Consider the following 17,187-nt stretch of genomic DNA (forward strand, 5'->3'; position numbering starts at 1 on the left):
CTGTGTTGCACTCGGGGCAGGCGCTCCGCGTACAATGCCCGCTGCCCCGCAGGAGACTTCCATGACGCGTCCCGCCCCCGTCCGCAAACCCCGTGCCCGCAGCCAGGCGCGAATCGATTCGATACTCGATGCCGCACGCACGCTGCTGGCCGCCGAGGGTGTGGCCAGCCTGTCGATTTACAGTGTGGCCGAACGCGCGCAGATTCCGCCCTCCTCCGTGTACCACTTCTTCGCCAGCGTGCCGGCGCTGCTCGAAGCGCTGACCGCCGATGTGCACGCGGCCTTTCGCGCCTGCCTGCAAGCACCGATCGACCACGATGCCCTGCGCGACTGGCGCGACCTGTCACGACTGGTCGAGGAGCGGATGCTGGAGATCTACGACGAAGACGCCGCCGCCCGCCAGTTGATTCTCGCTCAGCACGGCCTGACCGAAGTGACCCAGGCCGACCGTCAGCACGACATCGAACTGGGCGACCTGATGCACAAGCTGTTCGACCACCACTTCGAATTGCCGCGACTGCCGAGCGATGTCGACGTGTTTGCCCTGGCGATGGAACTGGGCGACCGCGTGTATGCGCGCTCGGTGCAGCAGCATGGGCAGATTACGCCGCGCATGGCCGAGGAAGGAATGCGGGTGTTTGATGCCTATATCGGCCTGTATCTGCCGCCTTATCTGCCTAAACGCTAAAAGATCGCAGCCTCCGGCAGTTCCTACAGGAGCACGCACTCCCTTGTAGGAGCTACACCGAAGGCTGCGATCTTTTGATCTTCAAAAAGAAAAACCCCGAAGGGCTCACGCCTTTCGGGGTTGTTTTTTACTCACTGACTTACAACTTGGCGATCGACACCTCGGTGGATTTCACGAAGGCGATCACCTCGCTGCCCACCGCCAGTTCCAGCTCCTTGACCGAACGGGTGGTGATCACTGAAGTGACAATGCCGGAGGCGGTCTGCACGTCGATTTCCGACAGCACGTCGCCGAGAACGATCTCCTTGATCGAGCCTTTGAACTGGTTGCGCACGTTGATGGCTTTGATAGTCATGATATTTCTCCTGGGGTCGAAATAAGCTGCAAGTTGCGAGTTTCAAGCGGCAAGCAAAAGCACAGCGCTTTTACTTGAGGCTTGTAGCTTGCCGCTTGAAGCTGCTTCATTGCGCCCAACGCAATTGCGTAGGCAGGGGTGAAACGGGTTCCGGCTCCGGCGGTTCGCCGGGCAGGGAGAGAACACGGTTGAGCACTTCGGTTTCCAGCGTCGCCAGTCGATGCGAACCACGCACCCGAGGTCGCGGCAACTCCACTTGCAGATCGAGACCGACTTCGCCGTCCTCGATCAGAATCACTCGGTCGGCAATCGCTACCGCCTCGCTGACGTCGTGGGTCACCAGCAGCACCGTGAAGCCGTGCTGCTGCCACAGGCGTTCGATCAGTTGCTGCATCTCGATCCGGGTCAGGGCGTCCAGCGCACCGAGCGGCTCGTCGAGCAGCAGCAGGCGCGGTTGGTGGATCAGCGCCCGGGCCAGAGCTACACGCTGCTTCTGGCCGCCGGACAAGGCGGCCGGCCACTCGTTGGCGCGATCGGCCAGACCGACCGCTTCCAGCGCTGCCAGTGCCTGTGGGCGCCAGTTGCCCTTGAGGCCAAGACCGACGTTGTCGATGATCTTTTTCCACGGCAGCAGCCGTGCTTCCTGAAACATCAGCCGGGTGTCTTCGCGCGCATCGCTCAGCGGTGCGGCGCCGGCCAGCAGCTCGCCGCCAGTCGGTTGATCGAGGCCGGCGAGCAAGCGCAGCAAGGTGCTCTTGCCGCAACCGCTGCGCCCGACCACGGCGACGAATTGCCCCGCCGGAATGTGCAGGTCGATGTCGCGCAGCACCTGCCGCGCACCGAAGGTTTTCTGCAGGTTGCGCACCACCAGCGGAATCCCGCGCAGCAGGCGTGGAGGCTGTTGAGCGGTCATGCCGCACCTCCCTTGGCAACCTGATAGGCCGGATGCCAGCGCAGCCACACGCGCTCAAGTCCACGGGCAGCGAGGTCGGCCAGTTTGCCGAGCACCGCGTAAAGCAGGATCGCCAGCACCACCACGTCGGTCTGCAAAAACTCGCGGGCATTCATCGCCAGATAGCCGATGCCGGAGCTGGCGGAAATGGTTTCCGCCACGATCAGCGTCAGCCACATGAAGCCCAGCGCGAAGCGCACACCGACCAGAATCGACGGCAGCGCCCCCGGCAGAATTACCTGCCAGAACAGGCTGAAACCGCTCAAACCATAACTGCGCGCCATCTCCACCAGCGCCGGATCGACGTTGCGGATGCCGTGGTAGGTGTTGAGGTAAATCGGGAACAACGTGCCCAACGCCACCAGGAAAATCTTCGCCGACTCGTCGATGCCGAACCACAGGATCACCAGCGGAATCAGCGCCAGGTGCGGCACGTTGCGGATCATCTGTACCGAACTATCGAGCAGGCGTTCGCCCCACTGCGACAGGCCGGTGATAAAGCCCAGTACCAGACCGATGCTGCCGCCGATGGTGAAGCCCAGCGCCGCACGCCAGCCGCTGATTGCCAGGTGGGTCCAGATCTCGCCGCTGCGTACCAGACTGACGCCGGCCTCGATCACCGCCACCGGCGCCGGCAGGATCCGCGTCGACAACCAACCGGCCGACACCGACAACTGCCACACCGCCAGCAAGAGCACCGGCAACGCCCAGGGTGCGAGGCTGTGGATGAGTTTCTTCATGGCGCGCCTCAGCTCTGCGACGCGGCTTTGGGAAGAATGTCGTTGGCGACCATCTCGCCAAACGGGCTGACGTACCCGGCGCTTTTCGGCAGTTCCGGGCGCTCGACGTCGAGGTGCGGGAACAGCAGTTCGGCGACACGGTACGACTCTTCGAGATGTGGATAACCAGAGAAGATAAAGGTGTCGATACCCAGATCCGCGTACTCCTTCACCCGCGCCGCCACGGTCGGGCCGTCGCCGACCAGCGCAGTACCGGCCCCACCGCGCACCAGTCCGACGCCGGCCCACAGATTCGGGCTGACTTCGAGGTTGTCGCGACTGCCACCGTGCAGCGCGGCCATGCGTTGCTGACCAACCGAATCGAAACGCGCCAGCGAGGCCTGCGCACGTTTGATGGTGTCGTCGTCCAGATGGGAGATCAGGCGGTCTGCCGCTTGCCAGGCTTCAGCGTTGGTTTCCCGCACGATCACGTGCAGACGAATGCCGAAGCGCACGGTGCGTCCGAGCTTGGCGGCTTTGGCGCGCACTTGTTCGATCTTCTCGGCCACCGCTGCTGGTGGCTCGCCCCAGGTCAGGACCATCTCGACCTGTTCGGCGGCCAGGTCCTGCGCCGCTTCCGACGAACCACCAAAGTACAGCGGCGGGCGCGGTTGCTGGATCGGCGGATAGAGCAATTTCGCGCCTTTCACGCTGATGTGTTCGCCGTCGTAATCGACGGTTTCACCTTCCAGCACCCGACGCCAGATGCGGGTGAACTCCACCGAGGCCTGATAGCGCGCCTCGTGATCGAGGAACAGCCCGTCGCCGGCCAACTCTTCCGGGTCACCACCGGTCACCAGGTTGAACAGCGCACGACCGCCAGACAAGCGATCCAGCGTGGCTGCCTGCCGCGCCGCGACCGTCGGGGAAATGATCCCGGGGCGCAGGGCGACCAGGAACTTCAGGCGCTGAGTCACCGGGATCAGCGACGCGGCCACCAGCCACGAGTCTTCGCAGGAGCGGCCGGTGGGAATCAGCACGCCGCCAAAACCCAGGCGATCCGCCGCTTGCGCAACCTGTTGCAAATAACCGTGATCAACGGCGCGGGCGCCTTCGGCGGTGCCAAGGTAATGGCCGTCGCCGTGAGTAGGCAGGAACCAGAAGATGTTGAGGCTCATGGAGTGGTCTCCTTGGGGATTCGAATTACCGGGCTTGGGAGCTTTGGGCCACAGCGGCCGGTGGTGTCCAGATCACATTCTGGATGCTCAACGGCTTGGGAATCAGCTTGAGCTGGTAGAAGGTGTCGGCGATTTTCTGCTGCGCGGCGACCACTTCCGGGGTCAGGAACAGCGCACCGTAGCCCTGGCGTTTCACCGAGGTCAGGGTGATGTCCGCCGGCAGACCGAGCAGCGGCGCGACTTGTTGAGTCACGTCTTCAGGGTTGGCTTTGGACCACTCGCCGACAGCGCGCACTTCTTCAACGAGGGTCTTGATCACCTCGGGATTTTTCTGGGCGTAAGGCTTGGTCGCGAGATAGAACTGGTGGTTGTCGACAATGCCTTTGCCGTCACGCAGGGTGTGCGCTTGCAACTGCTTCTCGGCAGCGGCCTGGTACGGATCCCAGATGACCCAGGCGTCGACGCTGCCACGTTCGAACGCAGCGCGGGCATCGGCCGGCGGCAGAAATACGGTCTGAATGTCGGAGTATCTGAGGCCGGCGTCTTCCAGCGCGCGCACCAACAGGTAGTGCACGTTGGAACCTTTGTTCAGCACGACTTTCTTGCCCTTGAGATCGGCCACCGATTTGATCGGCGAGTCCTTCGGCACGAGGATCGCTTCGCTGTTCGGCGCCGGTGGCTCGTAGGCCACGTAGAGCAAATCAGCACCAGCCGCCTGGGCGAACACCGGTGGGGTTTCGCCGGTCACGCCGAAGTCGATCGAGCCGACGTTCAGGCCTTCGAGCAGTTGCGGGCCACCGGGGAACTCAGTCCATTGCACGTCCACGCCTTGAGCGGCCAGACGCTTTTCCAGCGTGCCTTTGGCTTTGAGCAGCACCAGCGTGCCGTACTTCTGATAACCGATCCGAAGCACGCCTTCATGGGTAGAAAGCGCCTGAGCTTGAGTGATAGCGCCGAAGGACACAGCCGCAGCAAACAGAGCGACCAGACCACGACGCAAAAATACAGTGCGCATCGCGCTCTCCTTTTTGCTGTTGGGTGTTGGCTGCACCTGCTTGGCCGTTGACGGCTGAGTAAGGTGAGTACTTCAAATTCCGATGTGCCTGGAGCGCAGGCTTAAATGCTCCAGCGAGCACTCAACAAACGTTCATTCAACAAGCCTGGCTCCAGCGGTTTCGGCCGGCGGGCCATGGCACTGACAAACTGATCCAGCGCTTCATGCAGACGCTGCTCCAGCGCCGGCGCCAGTTGCGCCTGGGCACTGCCTTCGCCGTAAGCGATCTGGCTGTCCTCGGCGAAAATCCCTTGCAGCATTTCCTGGGCCTTCAACGCCGACAGCACTGGCTTGAGTGCGTAATCGACCACCAGCATGTGGGCGATGCTGCCGCCGGTGGCCATCGGCAGAACAATCTTGTGATTCAGGGCGCGCTCCGGCAGCAGATCCAGCACGGTCTTCAGGGCGCCGGAAAACGACGCTTTGTAGACCGGCGTGGCGATGAGCAGGCCGTCGGCGTTTTCAATCTGCGCCAGCAGGTCGAGCACCTTCGGGCTGTCGAAGCGGGCGTGGAGCAGGTCTTCGGCCGGGAAGTCCCGCACCTGATAACTCACCACTTCCACCCCTTGCTCCTGCAACCAGCGTTGCGAGCGCTCCAGCAACACCCCGGAGCGGGAGCGTTGGCTGGGACTGCCACCGAGTGAGACGACCAGCATTCAGACGATTCCTTGCGCGTTACAGGCGATTCGCGGGTTGCGATCTCGCGTCGATGGAGTGACCTTACCAGCTGATTTATATATCCATAAATCATATTTATTCATTTGGTTATGCGTTTAAGAGATATACGTTTCGGCGAACTGCGGACGAAAAAAAGGCCGTCGAAACGGCCTGAAATCCCCTGCTTTGTGGTTCCATGGTGACTGGACTAACGCCATCGCGAGCAGGCTCACTCCTACAGGGGGAATGCATTCCAAATGTAGGAGTGAGCCTGCTCGCGATGGCGGTGGCGGCCACACCGCAAATCTCACTGACTCACTTGTTCGGCTGCGGCGTCAGGCGCAGGTACGGCTTCACCGTGCGATAGCCTTTCGGGAAGCGCCGCTTGATCTCGTCTTCATCCTTGAGCGACGGCACGATCACCACATCTTCACCGTCCTGCCAGTTGGCCGGGGTGGCCACCTTGTAGTTATCGGTGAGTTGCAGCGAATCGATCACCCGCAGGATCTCGTGGAAGTTGCGCCCGGTGCTCGCCGGGTAGGTGATGGTCAGACGAATCTTTTTGTTCGGATCGATCACGAACAGCGAACGCACGGTCAGCGTGTCGCTGGCGTTCGGGTGGATCAGATCATAGAGATCGGAGACCTTGCGATCGGCATCGGCCAGGATCGGGAAATTGACGATCGTGTTCTGGGTTTCGTTGATGTCTTCGATCCACTTGTGGTGCGAGTCCACCGGGTCGACCGACAGCGCGATGGCTTTGACACCGCGCTTGCTGAACTCATCCTTGAGCTTGGCGGTGAAGCCCAGCTCGGTGGTGCACACCGGGGTGAAGTCGGCCGGGTGGGAGAACAGCACGCCCCAGCTATCGCCCAGCCACTCGTGAAAACGAATCTTGCCGGCGCTGGAGTCCTGTTCGAAATCGGGGGCGATGTCGCCGAGTCTGAGGCTCATGGTGCTGCTCCTGATGAGTTGTTCGAGACCTCAACTGTAGCTCGGGATTCGCAATCATGAAAAAGAATAAATAACTAGATATCTAGAATCTAAAGGAATATTAAACATCGTTCACTGGACGCTCGCCGACAACGCGACGAACATCGCCCTCAAGGTTCGAGAAGGCCTTGAGTAGCTGCAAAAGAGGGGAATTTCGGGAAGGGCTTACGGGGGTGAGTCTGACTCGAAATGCAAAAGCCCCGTCCGGCACGGTGCCGGACGGGGCTTTTTTTACATCAGCCGCTTGAGCGCGCTATTACAGCAGCGGGATCGAGTAGCTGACGATCAGGCGGTTTTCGTCCTGGGAACGGGTGTTCGCCAGGTCGGTACGCCACATCGCGTTTTTCCAGGCAACGCCGAGGTTTTTCAGCGGGCCTTCCGGAATCACATAACCGATGGTCAGGTCACGTTCCCACTCGGTTTTTTCGCCCAGTGGAGTGTCGATGTTGTTACCACGCAGGTAGATCAGGTTGGCGGTCAGGCCAGGAACGCCGATCTTGGCGAAATCGTAGCCGTAGCGAGCCTGCCAGGTACGCTCGCCAGCACGGGCGAACTTCTGGATCTGCATGTCGGTGATGGTGCTGTTGGACGAGCCGTCACCCTGGTTCAGCCAAGGGAAGTCGCTGTCGCCTTTGGTGTACTGGTAGCCGGCACCGAAGGTGTGACCTTCAACCGAGTACAGCGCCAGGTAGCTGTACAGATCGTTGTCGACCTTGCCCTTGACGGTTTTGCCACCGTAGTAACCGCTGGTGTAGTAGGCAGCGGTATCGCCGTTGGCACCGTTGTCACGGCTGCGGTAGTAACGCAGGTCGCTTTTCAGTACGCCCGGGCCGATGCCCCAGTTGTGTACCAGACCCAGGAAGTTCTGCGAGTAGAAGTCTTTCAGCTCGCCGTAGTAGTACGAAGCGGTCAGGTCTTTAGTGACCTTGTAGTCTGCACCACCGTAGTAGAACTTGTTGCTGAACACGCCCTTGTCGTAGTTCGAACCGGCGTTCGCACCGGCAATCGACATGTTCTCGTTGTTGCTGGAGTTACGACCCTTGACGGCCTCAACCTGACCGGCAGTCAGCGTCAGATCCTTGAACTCGTTCGAGGTGATCGCTTCGCCCTGGAAGGTTTGTGGCAGCAGGCGACCGTCGTTGTACTTGATGACCGGGTTGTTCGGCATCAGGGTACCGACCTTCAGTTCGGTCTGGGAGATCTTGACCTTGCCGGTCACGCCCAGGCTGGCGAAGTCATGCACGGCACGGTTGCCATCGCTTGGGAACACGGTGCCGCCGGAAGCGGTACCGGAGGAGTTGCCGCTGGTGGCCGGGCTGGAGTCCAGACGCACGCCGTACAGGCCGATCGCGTCAACACCGAACTGCACGGTGCCTTGGGTGTAGCCGGAGATGAAACGCAGATCGAAGCCTTGGCCCCACTCTTCGTTCTTGTTCGCGCCAGCGCCATCACGGTTGTCGGTGTTGATGTAGAAGTTGCGCAGACCCAGAGTGGCCTTGCTGTCTTCGATGAAACCGGCGGCGCCTGCCTGCTGCGCCAAAACCCCTACGGCCACAGCCAGGGCCAAGGTGGACTTGTTCATGTAAAGCTCCTCTCGTTTCTAATTCTTGTGTTCCTGGTCCTGGTCGAATGCCCGGATCCGTAGGTTCGCGATTAGCGCCAGAGCGTGACTGACAAGTCAATCGTAACCTTGTGTGTCTACGACCAAGGTCTAATCGCAGTATTTGGGTCCCTGCACAGTACTGACTTTCCTGATAACCCCAAAAAGAATTATTTCATTCTTTTTTATACCATTCAGGCATATGGCTAATTAATGGCCGCCTGCAGCGCAACACAGGGTATCGGCTACTAAGCTAATTACTAAATGGTATTTGTTTGCCTTTTTTTAGATCGATTAGCGTTGACGCATCTAAAACACGTCAAACCCTATCCAAAAGGCGACGCCATCATGGTCAAACGTGCACTATCTAGTCAAATTGTTACAGTTTGTGTGTCAGCAATAATTTCTTTCTCCGCCCACGCCGCCAACCTCACCATCGGCTACCAAACCGGTATCGACCCGAGCAAAGTCCCCCAGGCCGATGGCACCTACGAGAGCACCATCGGCCAGCCCATCGACTGGCGCCGCTTCAACAGTGGTCCGGAAGTTGTGACAGCCATCGCATCAGGCGATGTGCAGATCGGCAACCTTGGCTCCAGCCCTTTGGCAGCAGCCGCCTCGCGCAATCTGCCGATCGTCGCATTCATCGTTTCAGCGCAGATCAATGCCGCCGAGGCGCTGGTCGTGCGCAACGGTAGCGGGATCAACACTCCGCAGGACCTGGTCGGCAAGACCATCGCCACGCCCTTCGTTTCCACCTCCCACTACAGCCTGCTCGGCGCACTCAAGCACTGGGGCCTGGACACCAGCAAAGTCAAAGTGGTGAACCTGCAGCCAGCGGAAATCGCTGCCGCGTGGAAGCGCGGAGACATCGACGGTGCGTTTGTCTGGTCGCCGGCGCTGGGAGAAATCCGCAAGACCGGCAAAACCCTGACCGATGCCGCACAAGTCGGCCAATGGGGCGCGCCGACCTTCGAAGTCTGGGTCGCCCGCAAGGACTACGCCGAGAAGCACCCTGAAGTGGTGGCCAAGTTTGCCAAGGTCACTCTAGACGCGTTTGCCGATTACGCCAGCCATAAAGACAGCTGGACGGCCGACTCGGTGCCGGTACAGAAAATCGCCAAATTGACCGGTGCCAATGCGGCCGACGTTCCGGAGCTGCTCGCAGGTTCAGCCTTCCCGGATGCCAAGGCACAGCAAACCACCGCGCTGCTGGACGGCGGCACGGCCAAGGCGATTGGTGAGACGGCGAAGTTTTTGAAGGAACAGGGCAAGGTTGAAACGGTGCTGCCGGACTATTCGCCTTACGTCAGCGCGAAGTACATCACTGAGTAATCACAAAACCCTGTAAGAGCTGCCGCGGGCTGCGATCTTTTGATTCACTGAAAACAAGATCAAAGGATCGCAGCCTGCGGCAGCTCCTACAGGGAGCTCATGCAGCCCCAGAGTTACAGGGTTTTTTCGAAGATCTTCGAGTTGCGCTGATAGTTGTACAGCGACGCCCGTGCCGCCGGCAGGCGCTCGACGCTGCTGGGCTCGAAACCGCGTTCGCGGAACCAGTGCGCGGTACGGGTGGTGAGGACGAACAGGGTTTTCAGGCCTTGTTCCCGGGCGCGGGTCTCGATGCGCTCCAGCAGCTCATCACCGCGACCGCCGTGACGGTACTCGGGGTTCACCGCCAGGCACGCCAGCTCACCGGCATCCGAATCGGCGATCTGATACAGCGCCGCGCAGGCGATGATCATGCCTTCACGCTCGACCACGCTGAACTGTTCGATCTCGCGCTCCAGCACTTCACGCGAGCGACGCACCAGAATCCCCTGCTCTTCCAGCGGACTGATCAGGTCGAGCAAACCGCCGACGTCTTCAATCGCCGCCTCGCGCACCAGTTCGAATTGCTCCTGGGCCACCAGCGTACCGCCACCGTCACGGGTGAACAGCTCGGTCAGCAGCGCGCCGTCTTCGGCGTAACTGACGATATGACTGCGCGCGACACCGCCACGGCAGGCTTCGGCAGCGGCATCCAGCAGTTCGGCCTGATAGTTGTTGCCCAGACGCGCCAGATGCGCCGGCACCTGCTGCGGACGCAGTTCGCGCACCAGTTTGCCGCTTTCGTCGATCAGACCCAGGTCAGCGCCGAACAGCAGCAGTTTGTCTGCGCCCAGGTCGATGGCGGCGCGAGTGGCGACGTCTTCGCAAGCCAGGTTGAAGATTTCACCGGTCGGCGAGTAGCCCAGCGGCGACAGCAGCACGATGGAGCGCTCGTCGAGCAGACGATTGATGCCCTTGCGGTCGACCCGGCGCACTTCACCAGTGTGGTGATAATCAACGCCTTCGAGCACGCCGATCGGCCGCGCGGTAACAAGGTTGCCGCTGGCCACCCGCAGACGCGAGCCCTGCATCGGCGACGAAGCCATGTCCATCGACAGCCGCGCTTCGATGGCGATGCGTAACTGACCGACCGCGTCGATCACGCACTCCAGCGTTGCCGCATCGGTGATGCGCATGCCGTGGTGGTAGTGCGGGGTCAGGCCGCGGGCGGCGAGACGGGTTTCAATTTGCGGGCGCGAACCGTGGACCAGCACCAGACGTACGCCGAGGCTGTGCAGCAGCACGAGGTCGTGAACGATGTTGCCGAAGTTCGGATGCTCCACGCCGTCGCCGGGCAGCATGACGACGAAGGTGCAATCGCGGTGGGCATTGATGTAAGGGGACGCGTGGCGAAGCCAATTGACGTATTCGGGCATGAACCTGGGCCTGTAATAAATAGCAGCCAGAAAAAAGGGCGAAACGAAAAACGCACAGCGGGCTGATGGTTATCGTCGGAACAGGCTTGGCGACACGCGCGCTCTCCTCATGAATACGGGGTGGATTACCACTAATTTAACGGCTCACCCCTGTAGGAGCTGCCGCAGGCTGCGATCTTTTGATCTTCAAAACAAAATCAAAAGATCGTCCGATCGCGGCCCGAGCCTTCGGCAGCTCCTACAAGGGATGCGTTCAACTCTTCAGGCAGTAATGTTCAATCAACTGCCGTAATAGATGCACGGTAGGCTGCAAACGTGACATTTCAAGGTACTCGCCGGGCTGGTGCGCACAGGCGATGTCGCCGGGGCCGAGCACGATGGTTTCGCAGCCAAGGCGCTGAAGATAAGGCGCTTCGGTGCCGAACGCTACTGCTTCGGCACTGTGACCGGTGAGCTTCTCGGCGATGCGCACCAGTTCGGCGTCTTCGGCCTGCTCGAACGGCGGCACTTCCGGGAACAGCGGCTTGTAGTCGATCTTAACCTGATGCCGCTCGGCCACCGGATTGAGCTTGCGCAGAATCTCCGCACGCAGGACTTTCGGGTCCATGCCCGGCAGCGGGCGCAGGTCGAACTCCAGCGAACACTGGCCGCAAATGCGGTTGGGGTTGTCACCACCATGGATGCAGCCGAAGTTCATGGTCGGTTGCGGCACGCTGAACTGCGGGTTACTGAATTCGCGCTGCCACAACAGGCGCAAGCCGCGTAGCTCGCCGATGGCGTCGTGCATCGCTTCGAGGGCGCTGTGGCCCAGACGCGGATCCGACGAGTGGCCGCTCTGCCCGAGGATGTCGATGCGCTCCATCATGATGCCTTTGTGCATGCGGATCGGTTTGAGCCCGGTCGGCTCGCCGATCACCGCCGCGCGCCCGATGGGACGCCCGGCCTCGGCCAGCGCCCGGGCGCCGGACATCGAGCTTTCTTCATCACAAGTGGCGAGAATCAGCAGCGGTTGCTTGAACGGTTGATCGAGCAGCGGTTGCACGGCTTCTATGATCAGGGCGAAAAAGCCCTTCATGTCACAGCTGCCAAGCCCGACCCAGCGGCCGTCGACTTCGGTGAGTTTCAGCGGATCGGTCTGCCACAACGCCTCGTCGTAAGGCACCGTGTCGCTGTGCCCGGCCAGGACCAGGCCACCGGGGCCGCTGCCGAAACTGGCGAGCAGGTTGAATTTACCAGGGCTGACCTGTTGGATATCGCAACTGAAGCCCAGATCACCCAGCCATCCGGCGAGCAAGTCGATCACCGCCCGGTTGGACTGATCCAGGCTCGGTTGGGTGCAACTGACCGATGGTGCGGCGATCAGTGCAGCGAACTGGTCTTGCATGGACGGCAAAGGCATCGCTGACTCCAACTCCCGGTTTGAAGTCCATCATAGAGCCATCCGGCGCCAGGAATAAACCGCCGCAGGGCGTAGGACGTATCAGTCCTGTACACTGCACGGCCTTGGCAGCCACACATTCCCCCGGCTGCGCTCCCGATCCTGGATTTTCCGGCCATGCAGAAAGAAACCGAAATCAAACTCCGCGTCAGCCGCGAAACCCTCGCCGCCCTGCGCGAGCACCCGCTACTGAAAAAACGCAACAAAAATGGCTGGGAACGCCGTGAGTTGATGAACCAGTACTTCGACACCCCCGAGCGCGATCTGGCCCAGGCCAAAGTCGCCCTGCGCCTGCGCAAGGACGGTGACGAAGTGATTCAGACCCTCAAGACCCGCGGCCAGAGCGTTGCCGGTCTGTCCGAGCGTAACGAGTACGACTGGAAGTTGCCCAAAGCCAAGCTCGACGTGAAGAAACTCGACGGCGAATGCTGGCCCGAGTCGCTGGCCGAGCTGGACAAGAAAACCCTGAAGCCGATCTTCACCACCGATTTCGTCCGCGAGCGCGCAGAAATCGCCTGGGGCCGCGGCAAGGCCAAAGTGGTCATCGAAGCCGCACTGGACCTCGGTCACGTGGTGGTCGGCAAGCAGAAAGAAGAGATCTGCGAGCTGGAACTGGAACTGCGCGAAGGCGAGCCGGCCGCGCTGCTGGAACTGGCTGCCGAACTGGCCGAGACCCTGGCCCTGATGCCGTGCGACATCAGCAAGGCTGAACGCGGCTACCGTCTGTACGACGCCAACAGCTACTCGCTGAGCCTGCCGGCGCCACAACTGACCCCGGAAACTCAACTGGACGATGCTTTCGCCGCCCTTGGCTGGCACTTGCTCGGCAGCAGTCAGCGTCTGGCTGAACAGTACCGTTTCAACGGTCACTGGCGCCTGCTGCAGGACTGGGTCGAAAACCTCGCGGAAATGCGCGCCCTGCTCAGCAGCCTCGGCCAGGCCGCACCGCGTCCGGCGACTCACGACTTGCGCGTGGCACTCGATGCATTGCTCGAAGACTGGCGCCCGCTGGTTCAGGTCGGCATCGAGGACGAAGACGTGCGCAAAGCTGCGCCGGAGCAATTCCTCGAAGAGCTGGAAGATCCACGCTGGGGCCTGTTCTCGCTGACCGCGTCGCGCTGGCTGCTGGCCCGCACCTGGACCGCCGAGCGCAACACCCGCGGCAATCGCCAGGGCGCCGCGCAGCTGCACAGCTGGTTGCCGCGGCTGTTGGGCGAAGAAGCCACGTCCCTGCAATTGCAGCGCTATCAGCAGCAACCGGAAGATCTGGCCGAGCAACTGCCACGCATCGAACGCATCCAGGTCTGGCTGCACCACGCGCGCAACGTGCTGGAGATCCCGGAAATGGACCGCCTGTACGGCGAGCTGAACAAACTGGCGCAACTGGCCAACGAACCGACGATCACTGACGAACTGCTCGATGCACGCAAGCAGCAGGCGATTGCGGTTTACCAGAACCGTGCCTGGAAAATGCTCCTGCGTATGTAATACCGCTAAAAGATCGCAGCCTTCGGCAGCTCCTGCAGGGTGTACGCCTGTCTCATGTAGGCGCTGCCGAAGGCTGCGATCTTTTGCTTTAGCGCATGACCGGCAAACTGGTCGTGGATTTGATCTCCGACAACGCCACAATCGAGTTCACTTCCTGAATCCCCGGCACCAGCGACAGCTTCTCGAAGAAGAATCGCTCATACGCCTCGATGTCCGCCGCGACAATGCGCAACAGAAAGTCCACCGCGCCCATCAGCACATAACACTCCAGCACCTCCGGAAAGCCGCGAATCGCCTCGGTGAATTCGGTGAAATTCGAACGCCCGTGGGCGTTGAGTTTGATTTCGGCGAAGATCTGCGTGTTCAGGCCGATCTTCTTGCGATCGAGCAAGGTCACCTGACCACGAATGATCCCCTCCTCCTTCATCCGCTGAATTCGCCGCCAGCACGGCGATTGCGACAAACCCACCTGCTCGGCGATCTGTGCGCTGGACAGCGATGCGTCCTCTTGCAGCAGGGCGAGTATCCTGCGGTCGTAGGCGTCCAGTTCGCTATGCATAGAAAAACCTCAAATATAAGATCCTGCGAATTGTTCCAGTCGATCAACCGCCAATAACACCGATCTTAGCCAAGAAATGCCCGACACCGAATGTAAAAATTTCTCCAGTGATTTTGGAGACTTGCCATGCCGCACCTTGAAGCCGTGAACAGCGCCCCGACCCGCGCCGATGTCTGGAACGTCAGCAACGCCCATTGCCTGGCGCAGTATCAGATTCTTGCCGAAGCTGAACCGGATCTGTTGGTGCGGGTGTTGAACCTGTTCGCCTTGCAGTTCCTCACACCGGAGCAGGTCAATGCGCAACGGCTCGACGATCTGCTGTCGATCGACATTGTCATGGGTGGCCTGAGCTGGCATCGCGCCCAGGTGATCGCGGAAAAACTTCGTAACCTGATCAGCGTCTGCTCGGTAACTCTGCAAAACGCCGACGCGGCGTGGGATGCGCCCGCGCAAGCGGCTGGCTGACAAATCCGGCAACGGCTTCGTCGGGTAGTGGCCCAACGGTCTGCGGGGCCACGACTATCCTTTGCGAACTGTCGTTCAAAAGGAGCCCGCATGTCCGTTCAACTCGCCACTCAGGACCGCTGGCTGGATCTCAACGATGTGTTGCGTGAACTGGTCGCCCAGGGCTTCATCAGCCAGGACTCGGCGGAGCAGGCGCTCAACGCCCGCCGCCGCCACGCGACCCACGGCCAGCAGCATCCGCTGGAGTTCATCGCCAGCCAGCAACTGGACGACCTCAGCCGTCCGGGCAAACACCTGGACCTGGAAAGCCTGACCCTGTGGCTGGCCCAGCAGGCCGGCCAGCCGTACCTGCGCATCGACCCGTTGAAGATCAACGTCGCCGCGATCACTCCGCTGATGTCTTACGCCTTTGCCCAGCGGCACAAGATTCTCGCAGTGGCGGTCGACCGCGACGCCGTGGTCGTGGCCAGCGCCCAGCCCTACGTCACCGGTTGGGAGGCTGACCTGACCCATGTGCTCAAGCTGCCGATCAAACGAGTCGTCGCCAACCCGGTGGACATCCAGCGTTTCAGCGTCGAATTCTTCCGTCTCGCCAAATCGGTCAGCGGTGCCAACAATGCCGATCAGCAAAGCGGCAACCTCGGCAACTTCGAACAACTGCTCAACCTCGGCGCCAGCGATCAGGAGCCGGATGCCAACGATGCGCACATCGTCAACATCGTCGATTGGCTGTTCCAGTACGCCTTCCAGCAGCGCGCCAGCGATATCCACATCGAACCGCGCCGCGAACAGGGCACGGTGCGCTTTCGCATCGACGGCGTGCTGCACAACGTCTATCAATTTCCGCCGCAGGTGACCATGGCGATCGTCAGCCGCCTGAAAAGCCTCGGGCGGATGAACGTCGCCGAAAAGCGCAAACCCCAGGACGGCCGGGTCAAGACCAAGACCCCCGACGGCGGCGAGGTGGAGCTGCGGCTATCTACGCTGCCCACCGCGTTTGGCGAAAAAATGGTCATGCGTATTTTTGACCCGGAAGTGCTGCTCAAGGACTTCGATCAGTTAGGCTTCTCCGCCGACGACCTGCGCCGCTGGCAGGACATGACCCGCCAGCCCAACGGCATCATTCTGGTCACCGGACCGACCGGTTCGGGCAAGACCACCACGCTCTACACCACCCTGAAGAAGCTGGCGACGCCGGAGATCAACCTCTGCACCATCGAAGATCCGATCGAAATGGTCGAGCCGGCGTTCAACCAGATGCAGGTCCAGCACAACATCGACCTGAGCTTCGCCGCCGGGGTGCGCGCGCTGATGCGACAGGACCCTGACATCATCATGATCGGCGAGATCCGCGATCTGGAGACCGCCGAAATGGCGATTCAGGCCGCACTCACCGGCCACCTGGTGCTGTCGACCCTGCACACCAACGATGCGCCCAGCGCCATCAGCCGTCTGCTGGAACTCGGCGTGCCGCACTATCTGATCAAGGCCACGGTGCTCGGGGTCATGGCCCAGCGTCTGGTGCGCACGCTGTGCCCGCACTGCAAGGCCCCGCTGACGCTGGAAGAGGAAGACTGGCAAACCCTGACACGCCCGTGGCAAGCGCCACTGCCGGGCAACGCGCAACGGGCGATCGGTTGCCTGGAGTGCCGCGACACCGGTTATCACGGGCGCGCCGGGGTTTACGAAATCATGCAGTTGAGCGACAGCCTCAAAGCGCTCATCTCCCCGGACACCGACCTCACCGCCATCCGCCGGCAAGCCTTCAAGGAAGGCATGCGCAGCCTGCGCCTGTCGGGTGCGCAGAAGGTCGCGGCGGGGCTGACAACCCTTGAAGAAGTGCTGCGGGTAACACCGCAAAGCGAGCAGAAATAGGCCACTACGGAACCGGATCGGGGAAATCGCAATCCAAGGCCGTAGTTAACCCCAGGAGTCATTCAATCATGCGTCTCAAACTTGCTGTCGCCACCCTTGCCTTGCTGTCCCTTCCCGTTGGTTCAGCGATGGCCGACAGCTTTTGGCGTAACGTCATTTCGTCCGGCGCCACCACCGGCTCGACCTACCTGACCTTCAAGGATCACAAGCTGATCGTTGCCGCACAGGACGATGCCGGCAGCTTCGTCGCCAGCGATGGCGGCATCCGTGGGCCGTACCTGGAAGCAGCGATGCAGAAAGTCCGCGCCGACAACCCGGGCCTGCAGGCCACGGACATGGAACTGGCGAATGCGATTCTGGCGAAGAACGCGGTAGCGTCCGAGTAAGCCTTCTGTACACAAAAATGCCGCTCAGATGAG

Annotated in this window: 17 protein-coding genes; 6 read left to right on the forward strand and 11 right to left on the reverse strand. The window is 61.0% G+C overall.

Annotated features, from left to right (window positions below):
• Positions 1–61 precede the first annotated feature (61 nt).
• On the forward strand, positions 62–688 hold the full coding sequence (locus NN484_RS05320; RefSeq protein WP_102354876.1) for a TetR/AcrR family transcriptional regulator: 627 nt from the start codon (positions 62–64) through the stop codon (positions 686–688).
• A gap of 139 nt (positions 689–827) precedes the next feature.
• Here NN484_RS05320 and NN484_RS05325 read toward each other — a convergent pair whose 3' ends face one another.
• The 8 genes from NN484_RS05325 to NN484_RS05360 form a co-directional block, all read right to left on the reverse strand.
• Positions 828–1,043, reverse strand: a complete 216-nt coding sequence (locus tag NN484_RS05325; RefSeq protein ID WP_007967989.1) for a TOBE domain-containing protein — start codon at positions 1,041–1,043, stop codon at positions 828–830.
• 106 nt (positions 1,044–1,149) lie between these two features.
• Positions 1,150–1,956 carry an aliphatic sulfonates ABC transporter ATP-binding protein gene (ssuB, locus tag NN484_RS05330; RefSeq protein ID WP_215500613.1) on the reverse strand — a complete coding sequence of 269 codons (807 nt, stop codon included), beginning with the start codon at positions 1,954–1,956 and terminating at the stop codon, positions 1,150–1,152.
• The gene (gene ssuC / locus NN484_RS05335; protein WP_215500612.1) at positions 1,953–2,735 is read right to left on the reverse strand and encodes an aliphatic sulfonate ABC transporter permease SsuC; all 783 of its coding nucleotides are present in this window, start codon (positions 2,733–2,735) and stop codon (positions 1,953–1,955) included. The genes ssuB and ssuC overlap by 4 nt, the downstream gene beginning before the upstream one ends.
• 8 nt (positions 2,736–2,743) lie before the next feature.
• Positions 2,744–3,892: an FMNH2-dependent alkanesulfonate monooxygenase gene (ssuD, locus tag NN484_RS05340; protein WP_011336452.1), complete on the reverse strand. Its 1,149-nt coding sequence runs from the start codon at positions 3,890–3,892 to the stop codon at positions 2,744–2,746.
• Between the two features lie 25 nt (positions 3,893–3,917).
• Positions 3,918–4,907: a sulfonate ABC transporter substrate-binding protein gene (locus NN484_RS05345; RefSeq protein ID WP_215500611.1), complete on the reverse strand. Its 990-nt coding sequence runs from the start codon at positions 4,905–4,907 to the stop codon at positions 3,918–3,920.
• A 101-nt stretch (positions 4,908–5,008) separates the two neighbouring features.
• Positions 5,009–5,602, reverse strand: a complete 594-nt coding sequence (ssuE, locus tag NN484_RS05350; RefSeq protein ID WP_027610508.1) for an NADPH-dependent FMN reductase — start codon at positions 5,600–5,602, stop codon at positions 5,009–5,011.
• A gap of 316 nt (positions 5,603–5,918) precedes the next feature.
• Complete coding sequence (locus NN484_RS05355; RefSeq protein WP_274658694.1) at positions 5,919–6,557, reverse strand: peroxiredoxin; 639 nt, start codon at positions 6,555–6,557, stop codon at positions 5,919–5,921.
• A 295-nt stretch (positions 6,558–6,852) separates the two neighbouring features.
• Positions 6,853–8,178 (reverse strand): OprD family porin, encoded by a 1,326-nt coding sequence (locus NN484_RS05360; protein WP_215500609.1) that lies wholly within the window; start codon positions 8,176–8,178, stop codon positions 6,853–6,855.
• A gap of 363 nt (positions 8,179–8,541) precedes the next feature.
• Between NN484_RS05360 and tauA the strand changes: the two genes are divergently transcribed.
• Positions 8,542–9,531 (forward strand): taurine ABC transporter substrate-binding protein, encoded by a 990-nt coding sequence (gene tauA / locus NN484_RS05365; protein ID WP_215500770.1) that lies wholly within the window; start codon positions 8,542–8,544, stop codon positions 9,529–9,531.
• A gap of 113 nt (positions 9,532–9,644) precedes the next feature.
• Here tauA and argA read toward each other — a convergent pair whose 3' ends face one another.
• Together argA and argE are read right to left on the reverse strand one after the other, a co-directional pair.
• Positions 9,645–10,943 carry an amino-acid N-acetyltransferase gene (gene argA, locus NN484_RS05370; protein WP_215500608.1) on the reverse strand — a complete coding sequence of 433 codons (1,299 nt, stop codon included), beginning with the start codon at positions 10,941–10,943 and terminating at the stop codon, positions 9,645–9,647.
• 253 nt (positions 10,944–11,196) lie between these two features.
• Positions 11,197–12,342 (reverse strand): acetylornithine deacetylase, encoded by a 1,146-nt coding sequence (gene argE, locus NN484_RS05375; protein ID WP_215500607.1) that lies wholly within the window; start codon positions 12,340–12,342, stop codon positions 11,197–11,199.
• Positions 12,343–12,498: 156 nt separating this feature from the next.
• Between argE and NN484_RS05380 the strand changes: the two genes are divergently transcribed.
• Positions 12,499–13,869, forward strand: a complete 1,371-nt coding sequence (locus tag NN484_RS05380; RefSeq protein WP_127647998.1) for a CYTH domain-containing protein — start codon at positions 12,499–12,501, stop codon at positions 13,867–13,869.
• 88 nt (positions 13,870–13,957) lie between these two features.
• Here the strand turns inward: NN484_RS05380 and NN484_RS05385 are convergent, their stop codons facing one another.
• Positions 13,958–14,428: an Lrp/AsnC family transcriptional regulator gene (locus NN484_RS05385; protein ID WP_127647999.1), complete on the reverse strand. Its 471-nt coding sequence runs from the start codon at positions 14,426–14,428 to the stop codon at positions 13,958–13,960.
• 126 nt (positions 14,429–14,554) lie between these two features.
• Between NN484_RS05385 and NN484_RS05390 the strand changes: the two genes are divergently transcribed.
• From NN484_RS05390 to NN484_RS05400, 3 genes are all read left to right on the forward strand, one after another.
• The gene (locus tag NN484_RS05390; protein WP_215500606.1) at positions 14,555–14,893 is read left to right on the forward strand and encodes a hypothetical protein; all 339 of its coding nucleotides are present in this window, start codon (positions 14,555–14,557) and stop codon (positions 14,891–14,893) included.
• 90 nt (positions 14,894–14,983) lie between these two features.
• Complete coding sequence (gene tfpB, locus NN484_RS05395) at positions 14,984–16,768, forward strand: type IV pilus assembly ATPase TfpB (RefSeq protein ID WP_127648001.1); 1,785 nt, start codon at positions 14,984–14,986, stop codon at positions 16,766–16,768.
• A gap of 65 nt (positions 16,769–16,833) precedes the next feature.
• The gene (locus tag NN484_RS05400) at positions 16,834–17,154 is read left to right on the forward strand and encodes a DUF2388 domain-containing protein (protein ID WP_169843014.1); all 321 of its coding nucleotides are present in this window, start codon (positions 16,834–16,836) and stop codon (positions 17,152–17,154) included.
• The last annotated feature ends 33 nt before the right edge of the window (positions 17,155–17,187 follow it).

Source organism: Pseudomonas serboccidentalis (genome assembly GCF_028830055.1).
Lineage (GTDB): Bacteria > Pseudomonadota > Gammaproteobacteria > Pseudomonadales > Pseudomonadaceae > Aquipseudomonas > Aquipseudomonas serboccidentalis.

Excerpts from the sequence above, each read along its gene's own strand:
- NN484_RS05320 (WP_102354876.1), top strand. The coding sequence starts at position 62 with ATGACGCGTCCCGCCCCCGTCCGCAAACCCCGTGCCCGCAGCCAGGCG.
- NN484_RS05325 (WP_007967989.1), bottom strand. The coding sequence starts at position 1,043 with ATGACTATCAAAGCCATCAACGTGCGCAACCAGTTCAAAGGCTCGATC.
- ssuB (WP_215500613.1), bottom strand. The coding sequence starts at position 1,956 with ATGACCGCTCAACAGCCTCCACGCCTGCTGCGCGGGATTCCGCTGGTG.
- ssuC (WP_215500612.1), bottom strand. The coding sequence starts at position 2,735 with ATGAAGAAACTCATCCACAGCCTCGCACCCTGGGCGTTGCCGGTGCTC.
- ssuD (WP_011336452.1), bottom strand. The coding sequence starts at position 3,892 with ATGAGCCTCAACATCTTCTGGTTCCTGCCTACTCACGGCGACGGCCAT.
- NN484_RS05345 (WP_215500611.1), bottom strand. The coding sequence starts at position 4,907 with ATGCGCACTGTATTTTTGCGTCGTGGTCTGGTCGCTCTGTTTGCTGCG.
- ssuE (WP_027610508.1), bottom strand. The coding sequence starts at position 5,602 with ATGCTGGTCGTCTCACTCGGTGGCAGTCCCAGCCAACGCTCCCGCTCC.
- NN484_RS05355 (WP_274658694.1), bottom strand. The coding sequence starts at position 6,557 with ATGAGCCTCAGACTCGGCGACATCGCCCCCGATTTCGAACAGGACTCC.
- NN484_RS05360 (WP_215500609.1), bottom strand. The coding sequence starts at position 8,178 with ATGAACAAGTCCACCTTGGCCCTGGCTGTGGCCGTAGGGGTTTTGGCG.
- argA (WP_215500608.1), bottom strand. The coding sequence starts at position 10,943 with ATGCCCGAATACGTCAATTGGCTTCGCCACGCGTCCCCTTACATCAAT.
- argE (WP_215500607.1), bottom strand. The coding sequence starts at position 12,342 with ATGCCTTTGCCGTCCATGCAAGACCAGTTCGCTGCACTGATCGCCGCA.
- NN484_RS05380 (WP_127647998.1), top strand. The coding sequence starts at position 12,499 with ATGCAGAAAGAAACCGAAATCAAACTCCGCGTCAGCCGCGAAACCCTC.
- NN484_RS05385 (WP_127647999.1), bottom strand. The coding sequence starts at position 14,428 with ATGCATAGCGAACTGGACGCCTACGACCGCAGGATACTCGCCCTGCTG.
- NN484_RS05390 (WP_215500606.1), top strand. The coding sequence starts at position 14,555 with ATGCCGCACCTTGAAGCCGTGAACAGCGCCCCGACCCGCGCCGATGTC.
- tfpB (WP_127648001.1), top strand. The coding sequence starts at position 14,984 with ATGTCCGTTCAACTCGCCACTCAGGACCGCTGGCTGGATCTCAACGAT.